The organism is Streptomyces sp. NPDC001219 (assembly GCF_053597915.1).
On the sequence record NZ_JBSFJF010000052.1, the window covers coordinates 1 to 17,245 of the forward strand.

The following is a 17,245-nucleotide window of genomic DNA, read 5'->3' on the forward strand; positions in this document are numbered from 1 at the left end:
GGCGGGGCCGGGCGGGTGGGGGGGGTGTGTGGGACCAAACGCTACGCTGCCCCACACACCGGCCCCGGAGGTCCGTCACCGCACCCCGACAGCCCCGCGCAGCGGACCCGCCCGCCGCAGGCGCAACGGCGGGAACTGACAAGCATCACCCGCACCCAAGCCCCGCGCAGCGGAGCCGTGACGAGGACAAGCCCCCACGGCGGGCCAGCCGAAAACGTGGGAGACAAGCAAAGCGCAGCGGATACGCATTTCCTTGCGCCACACCCCTACAGCTAACCTCCAGGGAGTCACCTTTCTTACGCAGGAGAAACTCCATGGCCCACGCCGCACAGGTCCAGCGCATGTCCCGCTTGATGATCAAGACACTGCGTGACGACCCGGCCGACGCCGAGACCGCCAGCCACAAGCTGCTCGTCCGCGCCGGGTACGTCCGCCGCTCCTCCGCCGGCATCTGGACGTGGCTGCCGCTCGGCAAGAAGGTCCTGGAGAACGTCTCCCGCGTGGTGCGCGAGGAGATGGACGCGATCGGCGGCCAGGAGGTCCTGCTGCCGGCCCTGCTCCCCAAGGAGCCCTACGAGGCCAGCAACCGCTGGGAGGAGTACGGCGACCTGCTCTTCCGCCTCAAGGACCGCAAGGGCGCCGACTACCTCCTCGGCCCCACCCACGAGGAGATCTTCACCCTCACGGTCAAGGACCAGTGCACGTCCTACAAGGACCTGCCGGTGATCCTCTACCAGATCCAGACCAAGTACCGCGACGAGGCCCGCCCCCGCTCCGGCGTGCTGCGCGGCCGCGAGTTCCAGATGAAGGACTCGTACAGCTTCGACACCACCGACGAGGGTCTGGCGGAGTCCTACGCGCTGCACCGCGAGGCCTACCAGAAGATCTTCCAGCGGCTCGGCCTGGACTACCGCATCGTCTCCGCCGTCTCCGGTGCGATGGGCGGCTCCGCCTCCGAGGAGTTCCTGGCCCCCGCCGCGGCCGGTGAGGACACCTTCGTCTACTGCCCGGCCTGCGACTACGCCGCCAACACCGAGGCGGTCACGGCCGTCGTCGAGCCGGTCGACGGCTCCGCGCACGGCTCCGTCGAGGAGCTGGACACCCCCGACACCCCGACCATCGAGTCGCTCGCCGAGTACCTGGGCGTACCGGCCTCCGCGACCCTCAAGAACCTCCTGGTCAAGGTCGACGGCGAGATCGTCGCGGTCGGCGTCCCGGGCGACCGCGAGGTCGACCTCGGCAAGCTCGGTGAGCACCTGGCCCCCGCGACCGTCGAGCTGGTCACCGCCGAGGACTTCACCGACCGCCCCGACCTGGTCCGCGGCTACGTCGGCCCGCAGGGTCTGGCCGGCAAGGCGTTCCGCTACATCGCCGACCCGCGCGTCGCCAACGGCACCGCCTGGATCACCGGCGCCAACAAGGACGGCAAGCACGCCAGGAACGTCGTCGCCGGCCGGGACTTCGAGGTCGACGACCACCTCGACGTGGTCGTCGTCGAGCCCGGCGACCCCTGCCCCAAGTGCGCCACCGGCCTGCGCATCGACCGCGCCATCGAGATCGGCCACATCTTCCAGCTCGGCCGCAAGTACGCGGACGCCTTCGAGCTCGACGTGCTCGGCCAGAACGGCAAGCCCGCCCGGGTCACCATGGGCTCCTACGGCATCGGCGTCTCCCGTGCGGTGGCCGCCCTCGCCGAGCAGACCCACGACGAGAAGGGCCTGTGCTGGCCCCGCGAGATCGCCCCGGCCGACGTGCACGTGGTCGCGGCGGGCAAGGCCAAGCAGACCGAGCTGGCCCTGGAGGTCGGCGAGCAGCTCGGCGCCGCGGGCCTGCGGGTCCTCGTCGACGACCGGGCCGGTGTCTCGCCGGGCGTGAAGTTCACCGACGCCGAGCTGCTGGGCGTGCCGACCATCGTGGTCGCCGGACGCCGCGCCGCCGAGGGCGTCGTCGAGGTCAAGGACCGCCGTACCGGCGAGCGCGAGGAGCTGACGGTCGAGGAGGCCGTCGCCCGCCTCAGCGCCTAACCGTCGCACGGCGAACGGGCCTGCCCGGGGGATGCCCCGGCCGGCCCGTTCGCGGTGTCCGCTACAGCCCGGCCGCGAACTCCAGCAGCAGCTCCCCGCGCTGCCGGTCACCTACGGCCGCCTCCCGCACCCCGCTGTCCACGGCGTGGTACAGCGTCCAGTCGCGCAGCCGGTCCCGGTCCACGTCCAGGGAGTCGGCCAGCTTGGCCACCCGGCGGCGGACCGCGGCCGCCGCACCGGACCCGGCCAGCAGGTCCTCGAACCGGTCCAGCACCAGCGCCGCCAGGTCGTACGCCCGCTCACCGACCACCGGCGCCGGGCCGACCGCCAGCCACGGCGTCCGCGTGCCGGCCAGCACCTTGCCCTGCCGGAACGCGCCGTGCAGCAGAAACTCCTCGTCGGACCCGGCCGGCAGGGCGCGCCGCAGTTCCGTCGCCCGCTCCACCAGCGGCTCGGCGGTCCGGGTCAGGCCGCCGGCCGTGCGCAGCCCCGCCACGGCCTCCTCGGTCCGCCCGGCCAGCGTCTCGAACGGGTGGCCGGGGTCCGGCCGCACCCACAGCCGGCGCACCGTACCGGCGGCCTCCAGCAGCGCCTTGGCCTCCGGCAGCGCCCGCAGCGACACCCCGCCCTGCAGCCGCTCCAGCAGCAGCGCACCGCTCGTGTCGTCGGACCGCAGCAGCCGCACCGCGCCCCAGCCGTCCCACACCTCCAGCGCCGCCGCCTCGTGCGCCGACACCCGCCCCGGCACCGGGAACTTCAGCGCCGCCGGCGTCCCGTCCCGCTGCCGTACGAGCGCCAGCAGACTGCCGCGGCCACCGGGCGCGTACACCCGCTCCAGCGTCAGCTCCCAGGCGTCCAGCTGCTGCTGAACCAGCGTCGGCAGCGCCGTGAGCCACTGCCGCACCGGGCTCTCCGGATCGCCGCTCAGCGAACTCACCAACCGCTGTGGCGGTTCGATGGGGGCCGTTGCCATGCGTGAGCTGTCCCTTTCCTGGAGGCGGAGGCCGCGGAGCGGCCGGTCGTTCAGAGCGCGCCCGCGGCGGGGCTCGCGGAGCCGGACGGAGCGGCGTCCGCGGCCCGTTCGACGAGCCCCGGGAAGGCTACGCCGCCGCCGCGCCAGCGCACCGACCGCACCGCGGCCTCGCGCAGCGCGGCCGCCGCCTCCCGGCGCCGCACCGCGCCACCGGCCCGTACGAGATCCGCGTACACGGCGGCCAGCCGGTCCTCCAGCTCCGCCGCCAGCCGGACCGCGGCCGCCGCGTCCGGCACCGGGAACGGCAGTTCGTAGGCGGCTGCCGCGGCCTGCGGGGTACCGCCCAGGTCGCGCACCACACGGCTCAGTGCGTCCCGGCGCGCGCGATGTCCGTCGTACGCCGCCTGTGCCTCGGTGCGCCGGTCGCCGGCGATCCGTCCGCCCACCACACCGTAGCCGTACACCGCCGCGTGCTCGGCGGCCAGCGCCGCCTGCACCGCCGTCAGCTCCTCGTGGCCGCTGTCGTCGTTGTCGCGTCTGCTGCCGCGAGCCGTTCCGGCCGTCATCCGCACGCTCCTTCGCTGGTCCTTGTCCGGTGCCCCGCCGTGCCCGTCATCCGGCCTTCTCCGCCAGCAGATACGCGTGCACCGCACCGGCCGCGGCGACCGAGGCCAGCAGCCGGGCCAGTTCCGGGGGCGCGGCGAGCAGCGCCTTGGTACGGGTGTCGGCGAGCCGGCGTTCCGCGTCGGCGAGCGCCGAGCGGGCGGCGCCCTCGTCCCGGGGGACCGCCGGACCGGACGGCCGGTCACCGCGCGGCGAGGGGCCGTCCGAGGGCGCTCCGGCCTCCCGCGCCGGGCCGTCGGAGGCCTCGCCGCCGGGGGAGGCGGTGGCGCGGTCGTCGCCGAACGCCTCGGCGTGCCGGGCGACTTCGGAGCGCAGTGGGCGCAGCCGCGACTCCAGCGCCGGGTGCGCGGCCAGCGTCGCGTCGTAGCGCGCCAGCAGGGCCGTGCTGTCGCGGGCCGAGCGTTTGCGCAGCCGTTCGGCGGCGGAGGAGTGTTCGGCCTGCTCGGGGCCGGAGTCCTCGGAGCAGCCCGTGAGCAGCGCCATGCCCCCGAGGGCGGCGCCGGCCAGCAGGGTCCTTCTACGCGCGTACGCCACATTCGGCACGTTGCACTTCCCGGGGTCTTCCGTTGTGATCACCGCAGGCGAGAGTATCCGTGACCACCCACCGAATCGTCAGTACCCCGCCGGAACCGATAGGCTTTGACCCGACACGCGACCTACCCACAACAGCACACGCGGCCGAGGAGTCACCCGGATGAGCACCACCCAGAGCGAGAGGCTGCGCGGACTGCTTGAACCGCTCATTGCCGCGCGCGACCTGGATCTGGAAGAGATCGAGGTGACACCGGCAGGCAAGCGGCGGGTGCTGAGGATCGTGGTCGATTCCGACGAGGGCGTCCAGCTGGACGAGTGCGCCGCGCTGAGCCGCGAGGCCTCCGAGGCCCTGGACGACTCCGACGTGATGGGCGGCGCCCCGTACACCCTTGAGGTGACCTCACCGGGCGCCGACCGCCCGCTGACCGAGCTGCGGCACTACCGCCGCGCCGTCGGCCGCCTCATCAAGGCCCAACTCCACGAGGGCGGCGAGCTGGTGGCGCGGATCACCGCCGTCGACGACTCCGGCCTGGACCTCGAGGTGCCGGGCGTCAAGGGCCGCAAGCCGACCGCCCGCCGGGTCTCCTTCGACGAGATCGCCAAGGCGCGCGTCGAGCTGGAGTTCAACCGTAAGCCTGACAAGTCGGACAAGCGCGACGCGCAGCACGACGAGAAGATCGACGAGAACAAGGAGGAGGCGTAGCCGTGGATATCGACATGAGTGCCCTGCGGGGTCTGGTGCGGGAGAAGGAGATCTCGTTCGACCTGCTGGTCGAGGCGATCGAGTCGGCCCTCCTCATCGCCTACCACCGCACCGACGGCAGCCGCCGTCGGGCACGGGTGGAGCTGGACCGCAAGACCGGGCATGTGACGGTGTGGGCCAAGGAGAACGCCGAGGACCTCACGGACCTCCCGGAGGGCGCCGAGCCCCGCGAGTTCGACGACACCCCCTCCGGCTTCGGGCGGATCGCGGCGACCACGGCCAAGCAGGTCATCCTGCAGCGGCTGCGGGACGCCGAGGAGGAGATCACCTTCGGCGAGTTCGCCGGGCGTGAGGGCGATGTCATCACCGGCGTCGTCCAGCAGGGCAAGGACCCCAAGAACGTGCTGGTGGACATCGGCCCGATGGAGGCCATGCTGCCGGTGCAGGAGCAGGTCCCCGGTGAGGACTACGCGCACGGCACCCGGCTGCGCTCGTACGTCGTACGGGTGGCCAAGGGTGTCCGCGGCCCGTCCGTGACGCTCTCGCGCACCCACCCCAATCTGGTGAAGAAGCTCTTCGCCATGGAGGTCCCGGAGATCGCGGACGGTTCGGTGGAGATCTCCGCCATCGCCCGCGAGGCCGGCCACCGCACCAAGATCGCCGTACGGTCGACGCGCTCGGGCCTGAACGCCAAGGGTGCCTGCATCGGCCCGATGGGCGGCCGGGTGCGCGCCGTGATGGCCGAGCTGCACGGTGAGAAGATCGACATCGTGGACTGGTCGGACGACCCGGCGGAGCTGGTGGCGAACGCGCTGTCACCGGCACGGGTCAGCAAGGTCGAGGTCGTGGACCTGGCGGCGCGCTCCGCCCGGGTCACCGTGCCCGATTACCAGCTGTCACTGGCCATCGGCAAGGAAGGGCAGAACGCCCGGCTCGCCGCCCGTCTCACGGGCTGGCGGATCGACATCCGTCCGGACACCGAGCACGCGCCGCAGGACTGAGAGCGTCCGAGGCGGCCGGGCGCCGCGGCCTCCGAAAATTCGGTGGTGCCGCGGCGCCCGGCCGGGAATTCTGGGCAGCTGTCCCGCCCTCACCCCATCGGGGGCGGACCGCTGCGGGGAGGTAGACTTAAGCAGTGTCTGGCCGGACGCATGCCCGCGCATGCCCTGAGCGCACCTGTCTGGGATGCCGGGAGCGAGCGGCCAAGGGCGATTTGCTGCGCATCGTGGAGATCGAGGGTGAGTGTGTCCCCGATCCTCGCGGTACGCTGCCCGGCCGGGGTGCTTACGTGCACCCCACAATGGTCTGTCTCGACCTGGCGGTTCGCCGCCGGGCGTTCAACCGGGCCTACCGGGCCCGGGGACCGTTCGACGCGACGGCCTTGCGCCAGTACGTCGAACGCACCGAGCAGCCCCTGCAATAACGCACAGCACCACATGCACAGCGCACGGAAAACCGTGCGGTCAGGTACCTCGCGAGTCGGAAGTAGGTCGAGATTGCGATGAGCACTCGATGAGTACGCGATGAGTACGCCCATGAAGTAGCGACGGTCCGGTGGACAAACCCGGACCTAGAAGGAGCGAAGTGGCTAAGGTCCGGGTATACGAACTCGCCAAGGAGTTCGGCGTTGAGAGCAAGGTCGTCATGGCCAAGCTCCAAGAACTTGGTGAATTCGTCCGTTCGGCGTCCTCGACGATCGAGGCGCCGGTTGTTCGCAAGTTGACCGACGCTTTCCAGGCAGGCAGTGGCAACGGCCGCGCCGCCGGTAAGCCCGCGGCGCCGCGCAAGTCGGCCCCCGCGAAGCCGTCCGCGCCGTCCCCGGCGCAGGCGGCACGTCCTGCTGCCCCGAAGCCGGGCGCCCCCAAGCCGGGCCCCGCGGCTCCGGCAGCCCCCGAGGCACCGAAGGCCCCCGAGGCCCCGGTGGCTCCCAAGAGCACTCCCGCCGCCGGCCCCACCCCGGGTCCGCGGCCCACGCCGGCGCCGAAGGCTCCGGCGCCCAAGCCCGCTCCGGCCGCCCCCGCGCAGCCCGAGTTCCAGGCTCCGCCGTCCGCGCCGGCCGCTCCGGCCGCCGGCCAGTCGGCTCCCCGTCCGGGTGCCACCCCGGGCCCGCGTCCGGCCCGTCCGGCGTCCGGTCAGGGTGGCCAGGGCGGTCAGGGCGGTCAGGGCCGCGGTAACGCTCCGCGTCCCGGTGGCGAGCGTCCCGGGCCGCGTCCCGGCGCCCGTCCGTCCGGCCCCCGTCCGGGCAACAACCCCTTCACGTCCGGTGGCTCCACGGGCATGGCCCGTCCGCAGGCCCCCCGTCCCGGTGGCGCGCCGCGCCCCGGCGGCCAGGGTGGTCCCGGTGGTCCGCGTCCGCAGGGCGGCGGCCAGGGCGGCCCCCGTCCCCAGGGTCAGGGTGGCGCGCGTCCGACTCCGGGCGGCATGCCCCGTCCGCAGGGTGCCGCTCCCGGCGCCGGTGCCGGCGGCCCCCGTCCCGGTGGCGGCGGCGGTAACCGTCCGAACCCGGGCATGATGCCGCAGCGTCCCGCTGCCGGCCCGCGTCCGGGCCCCGGCGGTGGCGGCGGTCGCGGTCCCGGCGGTGCCGGTCGTCCCGGCGGCGGCGGTCGTCCCGGTGGCGGCGGCTTCGCCGGTCGTCCCGGTGGCGGTGGCGGCGGCGGTCGTCCGGGTGGCGGCGGCGGTTTCGCCGGTCGTCCCGGCGGTCCCGGTGGTGGCGGCGGCTTCGGCGGTCGTCCCGGCTTCGGTGGCCGTCCCGGCGGTCCCGGTGGCCGTGGTGGCACGCAGGGTGCGTTCGGCCGTCCCGGCGGTCCGGCGCGTCGTGGCCGCAAGTCGAAGCGGCAGAGGCGTCAGGAGTACGAGGCCATGCAGGCCCCGTCGGTCGGCGGCATCATGCTGCCGCGCGGCAACGGCGCGACGGTTCGCCTGTCGCGTGGTGCCTCGCTGACGGACTTCGCCGAGAAGATCAACGCCAACCCGGCGTCGCTGGTCCAGGTCATGCTGAACCTGGGCGAGATGGTCACCGCGACCCAGTCGGTCTCCGACGAGACGCTGCAGCTGCTCGCCGACGAGATGAACTACGTCGTCGAGATCGTCAGCCCGGAGGAGGAGGACCGCGAGCTTCTCGAGTCCTTCGACATCGACTTCGGTGAGAACGAGGGCGGCGAGGACATGCTCGTCGCGCGTCCGCCGGTGGTGACCGTCATGGGTCACGTCGACCACGGTAAGACCCGACTGCTCGACGCGATCCGCAAGACGAACGTCATCGCGGGCGAGGCCGGCGGCATCACCCAGCACATCGGTGCCTACCAGGTCGCGACCGAGGTCAACGAAGAAGAGCGGCGCATCACCTTCATCGACACCCCCGGTCACGAGGCGTTCACCGCCATGCGTGCCCGTGGTGCCAAGTCGACCGACATCGCGATCCTCGTGGTGGCGGCCAACGACGGTGTCATGCCGCAGACGATCGAGGCGCTGAACCACGCCAAGGCGGCCGAGGTGCCGATCGTGGTCGCGGTCAACAAGATCGACGTCGAGGGTGCCGACCCGACCAAGGTGCGCGGTCAGCTGACCGAGTACGGCCTGGTGGCCGAGGAGTACGGCGGCGACACCATGTTCGTCGACATCTCCGCCAAGCAGGGCGAGAACATCGAGTCCCTGCTGGAGGCCGTGGTCCTCACCGCGGACGCGGCGCTGGACCTGCGGGCCAACGCCGAGCAGGACGCGCAGGGTCTCGCGATCGAGGCCCACCTCGACCGCGGCCGCGGCGCCGTGGCGACCGTCCTGGTCCAGCGCGGTACCCTCCGCGTCGGTGACACGATGGTGGCCGGCGACGCGTACGGCCGGGTCCGTGCGATGTTCGACGACCGTGGCAACAACGTCGAGGAAGCGGGTCCGTCGACCCCCGTCCTGGTCCTGGGTCTCACCAACGTCCCCGGTGCCGGCGACAACTTCCTGGTCGTCGACGAGGACCGTACGGCCCGTCAGATCGCCGAGAAGCGCGCGGCGCGCGAGCGCAACGCCGCCTTCGCCAAGCGCACCCGCCGGGTGTCCCTCGAGGACCTGGACAAGGTGCTCAAGGCCGGCGAGGTCCAGCAGCTCAACCTCATCATCAAGGGTGACGCTTCTGGTTCCGTCGAGGCCCTGGAGTCCTCGCTGCTCCAGCTCGACGTCGGCGAAGAGGTCGACATCCGGGTGCTGCACCGCGGCGTCGGTGCGGTCACGGAGACCGACATCAACCTGGCGTCCGGCTCCGACGCGATCGTCATCGGCTTCAACGTGCGCGCCGAAGGCCGCGCGACGCAGATGGCCGAGCGCGAGGGCGTCGACGTCCGGTACTACTCGGTCATCTACCAGGCGATCGAGGAGATCGAGGCGGCCCTCAAGGGCATGCTCAAGCCGGAGTACGAGGAGGTCGAGCTCGGTACCGCGGAGATCCGCGAGATCTTCCGCTCGTCCAAGCTCGGCAACATCGCGGGTGTCCTCATCCGCTCCGGCGAGGTCAAGCGCAACACCAAGGCGCGCCTCATCCGCGACGGCAAGGTGGTCGCGGAGGACCTCAACATCCAGGGTCTGCGCCGGTTCAAGGACGACGTCACCGAGATCCGCGAAGGCTTCGAGGGCGGTATCAACCTCGGAAACTTCAACGACATCAAGATCGACGACGTCATCGCGACGTACGAGATGCGCGAGAAGCCGCGCGGCTGATCGTGCAGCGGCCCGTGCGTGGCGCGGTCCACCCCGGTGGTGGCCGCGCGACGTACGGGTGGCCGGCCGGGGCCGGTCGGCGGAAGAATTTCCGTCGATCGGCCCCGGCCGTTCCGTGTACGGTTCGAAATGACACGGACACCTAAGGCCCCACGGGTGGCTTGACCCGTCTTGCATGTACGTAGGGACGCTGTCCTTCGACCTGCTTCTCGGCGACGTACGGTCGCTGAAGGAGAAGCGCTCCGTCGTCCGCCCGATCGTCGCCGAGCTGCACCGCAAGTTCGCGGTGAGCGTCGCGGAGGTCGGGGACCAGGATCTGCACCGCAGGGCCACCATCGGCCTGGCGGTGGTCTCCGGGGACACGGGGCATCTCACCGATGTCATGGACCGCTGCGAGCGCCTGGTCGCCGCACGGCCCGAAGTGGAGCTGCTGTCGGTACGCCGGCGGCTGCACGGCGACGACGACTGACCTGACGACCAGGCATCCCGCCGCCGGCGGAAGCACAATTGTGGAAGAAAGAAGGAGACGGACCAGTGGCCGACAATGCGCGGGCGAAGAAGCTGGCGGACCTCATCCGGGAGGTGGTCGCCCAGAAGCTGCAGCGCGGTATCAAGGACCCGCGGCTCGGTTCGCACGTGACCATCACGGACACCCGGGTCACCGGCGACCTGCGGGAGGCTACGGTCTTCTACACGGTCTACGGGGACGACGAGGACCGCGCCAGCGCCGCCGCCGGACTGGAGAGCGCCAAGGGCATCCTGCGCTCCGCGGTCGGTGCGGCGGCCGGTACGAAGTTCACGCCGACCCTGGCGTTCGTGGCGGACGCCCTGCCGGAGAACGCCAAGACCATCGAGGACCTGCTCGACAAGGCACGGGCCTCGGACGCCGCGGTGCGCGAGGTCTCCTCGGGCGCGCAGTACGCCGGTGAGGCCGACCCGTACCGCAAGCCGGGCGAGGACGAGGACGACGAGGGCACCGCAGCAGAATGAAGCGTGAGAGCAACAAGCCGGGCGGTCTGGTCATCGTCGACAAGCCGTCCGGCTTCACTTCGCACGACGTGGTGGCGAAGATGCGCGGGATGGCGCGTACCCGCCGGGTCGGGCACGCCGGCACACTCGACCCGATGGCCACCGGCGTCCTCGTCCTGGGCATCGAGCGGGCCACCAAGCTGCTGGGCCATCTCGCGCTGACGGAGAAGGAGTACGTCGGCACGATCCGGCTCGGCCAGACGACCGTCACGGATGACGCCGAGGGCGAGATCACCGCGTCGAAGGCGGCGCACGGCCTGGTCCGTGACGACATCGACGCGGGTGTCGCCGAGCTGTCCGGCGCGATCATGCAGGTCCCGTCGAAGGTCAGCGCCATCAAGATCAACGGCAAGCGCTCGTACTCGCGGGTCCGGGAGGGCGAGGACGTGGAGATCCCGGCCCGTCCGGTGACCGTCTCCTCGTTCCTGGTGCACTCCGCGCACGAGGCCGAGGCCGAGGACGGCACCCCGGTGACCGATCTGCTGGTCTCCGTCGAGTGCTCGTCGGGTACCTATATCCGCGCGCTGGCCCGCGACCTGGGAGCCGGACTCGGGGTCGGCGGCCATCTGACCGCGCTGCGCCGTACCCGCGTCGGCCCGTACAAGCTGGACCGGGCGCGCACCCTCGAACAGCTCCAGGCCGCGGTGGACGACACCGAGGGCGCGGGCCTGCCGGTCATGCCGCTCGGTGACGCGGCCGCCGCGGCGTTCACCCGCTGGGACGTCGCCGAGCCGCAGGCGCGGCTGCTGCTCAACGGGGCGCGGATTCCGATGCCGCGCTTCGAGGGTCCCGGCCCGATCGCGGCCTTCGGGCCGGACGGCCGGTTCCTGGCGCTGGTGGAGAACCAGGGCGGGAAGGCCAAGAGCCTGGCGGTGTTCGCGGTCTAGCGGCCGCGTGGCCTGATACAGGGGCCGGGTCCGGGCGTGGAGACACGCTTCCGGGCCCGGCCTTTCACATGGCCGTATACGGGGGCCGAGGCGCCCCCGCGGCGACCGCCGGACCGGACCGCCCCGCTGCCGCCCCGCGCGCCACCCTCCCCCTCCCCGCCCTCCGCTCCGACAGGTTTCGGCCATTCACTCATTCGGTGAGGCGCTCGGAGTGAACCGAGGTGTGGACGGGGGCGCGTTGGATGGCCTCCCTCCCGCGACGATCACCGCCTGCCTACCGTGCGGGGAACTGGACAGGGCGAGAGGACCGACGATGGCACTGCTGGACGCCGATGCGGACGCGGCGCTGGTGCGAATCCGCGATCTGGCAGGCCGGACTCGGGGTACCGGCTTCCTCGCGGACCACGACGGCACCGTGGTCACCAGCCACGAAGCGGTGGACGGCGCGGCACAACTGGTGCTCCAGCCCATGGCGGACGGCGCGGGCGGCGGCGCGGCCGGGGGCGGCGGCTGGACCTGCCTGGTGGCCGCCGACGCGATCACGCCCCTCCCGGAGGCCGGGCTCGCCCTCGTACGGACCGACGGGTTCGGGCCGCACCGGCTCGCCCCGCTGCCCATCGCCACGGGCCGGCCGGCACCGGACACCCGCGTCCGGCTCTGGGCGGGCGGCTGGCTGGACGGCACGGTCGCCGGGCCGGGCTCCGGGGTGATGTACACCGCCGCCGACCGCGTCCATCTGCTCGACGAGACGCTGGAACTGGGCCTCTGCGCGGGCGGCCGGGAGGCGCTGCGGCTGGGAGGTCCGGCGGTCGGCGGGCCGGTGCGGGACGCCCGCACGGGGGTGGTGCTCGGGGTGCTCGGCACCGCGCTGCACCCCCAGGCCCCCGGCGCCGTCCGGACGGGGCAGACCCCCGGGCGCCGGGCGGGCGGCTTCGCCGTCCCGCTGCGCGCGGTCGCCGAGGCCGCGCCATGGGGCCCGCTCGCCGCACTCCTGGAACGCAACGCGGTGACCGTCCCGGCATACGGCAGCGAGCTGAATCCGGCCGGCGCGCGGCATCTCGCCGACGTGGCACTGGGCTCCGCCACCCGGCCGCGACCATGGCGGGAGCCGGTCGAACGGCCGGACGTGACCGCGGAGTTCACCCGCTTCGGGGACGGCGGGGCGGCGGGCGCACGGGTGCTGGCACTGGTGGGGGAGCCGGGAACGGGGCGGAGCACCGAGCTGGCCGGGCTGGCCGCCCGCCGGGCGCGGGGACCGGCCCTCGCGCCGACCGTCTGGCTGCGCGGTGCGCAGCTGTGGCCCGACGACGACGGCGTCCGCAGCGCGGTCGAGCGCGCGCTGCGCTCCGCGGGCCGGACCGTCGCCGCCGCGGGCGGAGCGGCCGGTGACCCGGCGGACACCACGGCCCAGGGCGTGGCCCGCGCGGCGGCCGCGGCCGGCTGCCCGCTGCTCGTCCTGCTCGACGGACCGGAGGAGATGCCGGCGGGCCTGCTGCGGCGGCTGGCCGACTGGACCGGGGCGACGGCCGACTGGCTGGGCACGGCCGGGGTGCGGCTGGTGCTCGCCTGCCGCCCCGAGTACTGGGAGCGGGCCGGTGCGCTCTTCCCGCCCGGCCTGCTGCACCGCCCGTACCGCCCGGTGCCCGCACTGCCCGCCTGTGTGGAGCTCGATGACCTTTCCCGGGAGGCGGCGGAGCGCGCCCGCGCCCACTACGGCCTGCCGCCCGGCGCGCCGGCCGGGCCCGACGCCCGCCATCCGCTGGCCCTGCGGCTGCTCGCGGAGGTCCGGGCCGCGCTCCCCAAGGGCGGCGCGGACGCACCGGACGCCGGGCTCGGCACACCGGACCGCCACCAGATCTTCGACGCCTACCTGGACCTGGTGTGCCTGCGCATCGCCGTACGGATCGCGGCCGCGCACCGGCCCGTACTGCGCGGCACCGCCGTCCGCCGGCTGGCCGCCCAGGTCGCCGGCCAGGTGCACGAGGCGGCTCGCCGCTGTCTCGGCCGCGGTCCGGGCGCGCTGGACCGCACGTCCTTCGAGGAGGTCTTCCCCCGGGCCGCCGGCTGGGCCTCCGCGGTGGTCACCGAGGGGCTGCTGGTCCCGGCCGGCACCGGATACCGCTTCGCGCACGAGGAGTTCGCCGAGTGGCTGCAGGGCGCCCATGTGGACCTCGATCTGCTGCCGGTCCCCGGGCACCGTGTGGGGCCGGTGGTGCAGGCGCTGCTGCGGCTCGCCGGCCGTGAGGGCTCGGTGCAACTCACCTTCCGGCTGGCGGAGTTGGTGCCGATGGCGACCGCCCCCGCCGCCGGGACGCCGGCCCCGCACGCCGTGGACGGCCGCTGGTGGGCCGCCCGTGTGCTCTCCGGGGTGCTGCTCCGGGTCCCCGACGCGGGGCCGTACACGGGCGTGCTGCGGCTGCTCGCCGACCGGATCACGGAACGGTCGCTGCGCGCGGGCGGATTCGTGCACACCGGGCTGGAGGTCTTCGGACCGTGGTTCTGGGAGCGGCTGGCGCTCGCGGACGGCGACCGGATGGATCTGCTGCGCCGCCTGCTCCCGGCCGACGGCCCGCCGTCCGGCGCGGGGCGGGCGGGCGGTGCGGAGCGGGATGATGCGGAGCGGGGAGGCGTGGCGCCGGGGGGTCGGGCGGGTGCTGTGGAGGGTGTGCCGTCGGGGCCGCCTCCGCCGCGTACCGGGGTGGCGTCGGCGGGTTCCGGGGCAGGGGCGGCGGCATTGGGTTCGGGTGGCTCCGGGGGGTCGGCCGCTGCTGTGGCTCCGTCCGGTGTGTTGGCGTCCAGGGCGCCGTCCGGTTCGGCGTCGCCCGAAGCGTCTTCGGGCGCGGCGTCTTCCGGTCCCGTATCGCCCGGCCCCGCATCGTCCTCCGGCGGTGCGTCGAGTGAACTCGTGTCGTCGGGCGAGGAGTCGTGTGGCGGTCGTGCCTTCGCCCGCCCGCCGCGTGTACGGGTGCACCCCACCGATGACCTGTCCGCCGGGCGGTCGGGCGGTAGGACCTCGAAGGGCGGGGCGCACCCGGCCAGGGCTCCCCGCGCGGTCTCCGGGGCGGGGGCCGGCGACGGGGCGCCTCGGGCGATCGCCGGAGCGGACGAGGCCGGTGCACCGCGCTCCGCGCGTTTCCTCGACGCCGCGGCCGAGCTGCTCTGCGCGGACCCGGAGCGGATGCAGCCGCTGCTGTGCGCCTGGTTCGACGACACCCGCCCGCTGCAGCGTCCTGGTGGCGCGAACGGCCGTGGCCCGGCGCCCGGTGCGCTGCCGGGTGAGATCACCGTGGCCGCCGCCGCACAGGCCCTGCTGCACACCCACCGGCGGCCGGCGCTCGACGGGCTCACGGAGGCGCTGGTGGTGGCCGCGCACCCCAAGGGCGACGAGCTGATGGACGCGCTCGCAGAGGACGAACCGGCGGCGGTGTGCCGTGCCGTGGACCGCTGGGCGCACGACGCCCGCCCCGAGCGCCGTGCCGCCGCCGCGTCCTACGGCCTGCGGGCCGCTCCGTACGTCACCGCCGCGGCCGACCGCGCCCTGCTGCGCTACGCCGCCCTCTGCCTGCTCGCCCGGACCGCCGACAGCGCCCACCACGGCTCCGCGCTCGCCCTGCTCGTCGGCGACCCGGCGACCCGGGAACGCTTCCTGGACCGGGCACTGGCCCGCTTCGTGGCGGGGGACCCGCAGCTGCCGCCCACGGCGTTCCGGGCCGCGCTGACCGACCACCCCGGGCCGGTGCTGGAGGCCTTCCGGGCCCGGCTGGTCGGCGGTGCCGGTCCGCCGGTGGCCACCGGGCTGCTGCGGATGCTCGCCCGTACCGAGGAGCCGGTGCTCGCCGCCCGCATCGACGGGCTCGTCCGCGACTGCGCCCGGCACTGCCCGGACCGCGCCGCGCGGCCGGTCGCGGAGTTCGTCGAACGCCGCCTGGAGCGCGGACCGGCCGCCCGCGCGGCGCTCCGCCCGCTCGCCGCCGAGCTGCTGACCGGATACCCCGTCCCGGTCCGGTGCGCGCTCGCGACGGTGGTGGCCGAGGCCGGCTCCGGCGACTCGGCGCCGCTGCGCCGTGAGCTGCTCGAGGTGCTGCTGGCGCAGGAGGCGTCGTACGCGGCACCGCACGGCGGATACGGGGAGGCCGGCCCGGACACCCGGGTGCTGGAGGCGCTGCTGGAGGCGGCCGCCGAGGGAGCGGAGCGGCGGCCGGCCGGGCGTACCCGGGAGCTGGTGCACCGCACCGGGATGCTGCTGGCCCGGACGCCCGAGGGCGCGGCCCGCTTCGACCGGCGGCTGGTGGAGCTGGGGCGGCGGGTGCCCGGGTTCGCGCGGCGGGTGCAGGACTGGGTGGCGGACGAGCCGGGGGAGTGGGCGGCGGTGGTGGGCCCCGGCGCCCGCGCCACGCTCGCCGGAAGCCCCAGCTGACCGGCCGGACCAGGGGACGAGCGGGGCCGCCGTTCCGGTCCGGCGCGCGTCCCCGTACCGGTCCGCGCCCGCGGCTCGTCCCCTGTGGACGGACGGTTCGCCGCCGCGGGCCGTCCCGTGGACCGGCGGCGGGCGGTCGCCTGGGCCACCCTTCGCGCGGAGCACCACCCGCGGCATGGCAGTCTTAGACCTGCGCCATGCCGACGTGGCGCAATGGACGGACAAGGGTTCGGGCGAGGAGCGGGCACAGTGCAGCGCTGGCGTGGCTTGGAGGACATCCCCGAGGGCTGGGGACGCAGCGTCGTCACCATCGGCTCGTACGACGGAGTGCACCGCGGCCACCAATTGATCATCGGCAAGGCCGTGGCGCGCGCCCGTGAGCTGGGGGTTCCGGCCGTGGTCGTCACCTTCGACCCGCACCCGAGCGAGGTCGTCCGGCCGGGCACCCACCCGCCGCTGCTGGCGCCGCACCACCGGCGCGCGGAGCTGATGGCCGGGCTGGGGGTGGACGCGGTGCTGATCCTGCCGTTCACCAAGGAGTTCTCGAAGCTGTCCCCGGCCGAGTTCGTGGTCAAGGTGCTGGTCGACAAGCTGCACGCGCAGGTCGTCGTCGAGGGCCCCAACTTCCGCTTCGGGCACAAGGCGACCGGCAACGTCGAGACCCTCGCCGAGCTCGGGACCACCTACGACTACACCGTGGAGGTCATCGACCTCTTCGAGCGCGGTGCGGCGGGCGGCGGCGAGCCGTTCTCCTCCACGCTCACCCGCCGGCTGGTGGCCGAGGGCGATGTGGCGGGTGCGATGGAGGTCCTCGGACGACCGCACCGCGTCGAGGGCGTCGTCGTACGCGGTGCCCAGCGCGGCCGCGAACTGGGCTTTCCCACGGCCAACGTGGAGACCGTCCCGCACACCGCCATCCCGGCCGACGGCGTCTACGCCGGCCTGCTGCAGGTGGAGGGCGAGGCGATGCCGGCGGCCATCTCGGTCGGCACCAACCCGCAGTTCGACGGCAAGGTGCGCACCGTCGAGGCGTACGCCATCGACCGCGTCGGCCTGGACCTGTACGGCCTGCACGTCGGGGTGGACTTCCTCGCCTACATCCGCGGCCAGGAGAAGTTCGACACGCTCGACGCCCTGCTGGAGCGGATGGCGGTCGACGTGAAGCTGGCCCGGGGGCTGATCGCGGCGGCCGAGTGAGGGGTCGGCGGGGGCCGTTGAGCGGTTCTCGCCTCCGTTTTCCGCCGCTTCCGTTTTTTCCCCGCCGCCCACCCCCCTTCGGGGGGTGGGCGGGTGTAGACGTGCGGAGGTGCGGACGCGCGGCAGTGCGGATGAGTCAGGCCACAGCTGGCTCAA

13 protein-coding genes are annotated in these 17,245 nt (G+C 73.9%); 10 read left to right on the top strand and 3 right to left on the bottom strand.

The features are described from left to right. Positions 1-314: 314 nt before the first annotated feature. A complete protein-coding gene (locus ACWC9R_RS27350) occupies positions 315-2,024 on the top strand; it encodes a proline--tRNA ligase (protein ID WP_450735415.1) in 1,710 nt (569 codons plus the stop codon). 61 nt (positions 2,025-2,085) lie between these two features. Here ACWC9R_RS27350 and ACWC9R_RS27355 read toward each other — a convergent pair whose 3' ends face one another. From ACWC9R_RS27355 to ACWC9R_RS27365, 3 genes are read right to left on the bottom strand one after another with little or no spacing between them, the layout of a single operon-like run. Continuing rightward, complete coding sequence (locus tag ACWC9R_RS27355) at positions 2,086-2,997, bottom strand: aminoglycoside phosphotransferase family protein (RefSeq protein WP_450735416.1); 912 nt, start codon at positions 2,995-2,997, stop codon at positions 2,086-2,088. 50 nt (positions 2,998-3,047) lie between these two features. Next, positions 3,048-3,563: a ferritin-like domain-containing protein gene (locus ACWC9R_RS27360; protein WP_450735418.1), complete on the bottom strand. Its 516-nt coding sequence runs from the start codon at positions 3,561-3,563 to the stop codon at positions 3,048-3,050. Positions 3,564-3,609: 46 nt separating this feature from the next. Further along, complete coding sequence (locus ACWC9R_RS27365) at positions 3,610-4,155, bottom strand: hypothetical protein (RefSeq protein ID WP_450735474.1); 546 nt, start codon at positions 4,153-4,155, stop codon at positions 3,610-3,612. Positions 4,156-4,315: 160 nt separating this feature from the next. On the opposite strand from ACWC9R_RS27365, the gene rimP reads away from it, so the two are divergent. The 9 genes from rimP (at position 4,316) to ACWC9R_RS27410 (ending at position 17,089) form a co-directional block, all read left to right on the top strand. Beyond that, positions 4,316-4,858, top strand: a complete 543-nt coding sequence (gene rimP, locus ACWC9R_RS27370) for a ribosome maturation factor RimP (RefSeq protein WP_450735420.1) — start codon at positions 4,316-4,318, stop codon at positions 4,856-4,858. A gap of 2 nt (positions 4,859-4,860) precedes the next feature. Next, positions 4,861-5,859: a transcription termination factor NusA gene (nusA, locus tag ACWC9R_RS27375; RefSeq protein ID WP_450735422.1), complete on the top strand. Its 999-nt coding sequence runs from the start codon at positions 4,861-4,863 to the stop codon at positions 5,857-5,859. A gap of 134 nt (positions 5,860-5,993) precedes the next feature. Further along, positions 5,994-6,281 (top strand): YlxR family protein, encoded by a 288-nt coding sequence (locus ACWC9R_RS27380; RefSeq protein ID WP_362614545.1) that lies wholly within the window; start codon positions 5,994-5,996, stop codon positions 6,279-6,281. A gap of 161 nt (positions 6,282-6,442) precedes the next feature. Beyond that, positions 6,443-9,559 (top strand): translation initiation factor IF-2, encoded by a 3,117-nt coding sequence (gene infB / locus ACWC9R_RS27385; protein WP_450735424.1) that lies wholly within the window; start codon positions 6,443-6,445, stop codon positions 9,557-9,559. 175 nt (positions 9,560-9,734) lie between these two features. Then, the gene (locus tag ACWC9R_RS27390; protein ID WP_033269483.1) at positions 9,735-10,028 is read left to right on the top strand and encodes a DUF503 domain-containing protein; all 294 of its coding nucleotides are present in this window, start codon (positions 9,735-9,737) and stop codon (positions 10,026-10,028) included. 65 nt (positions 10,029-10,093) lie between these two features. Beyond that, positions 10,094-10,549: a 30S ribosome-binding factor RbfA gene (gene rbfA / locus ACWC9R_RS27395; RefSeq protein ID WP_362614542.1), complete on the top strand. Its 456-nt coding sequence runs from the start codon at positions 10,094-10,096 to the stop codon at positions 10,547-10,549. Then, positions 10,546-11,475, top strand: coding sequence for a tRNA pseudouridine(55) synthase TruB (gene truB / locus ACWC9R_RS27400; RefSeq protein ID WP_450735426.1), 930 nt, complete (start codon positions 10,546-10,548; stop codon positions 11,473-11,475). Before rbfA ends, truB begins: the two co-directional genes overlap by 4 nt. Before the next feature lie 313 nt (positions 11,476-11,788). Then, on the top strand, positions 11,789-15,892 hold the full coding sequence (locus ACWC9R_RS27405) for a hypothetical protein (protein WP_450735427.1): 4,104 nt from the start codon (positions 11,789-11,791) through the stop codon (positions 15,890-15,892). Between the two features lie 249 nt (positions 15,893-16,141). Further along, positions 16,142-17,089, top strand: a complete 948-nt coding sequence (locus tag ACWC9R_RS27410; RefSeq protein ID WP_450735428.1) for a bifunctional riboflavin kinase/FAD synthetase — start codon at positions 16,142-16,144, stop codon at positions 17,087-17,089. Positions 17,090-17,245: the final 156 nt, after the last annotated feature.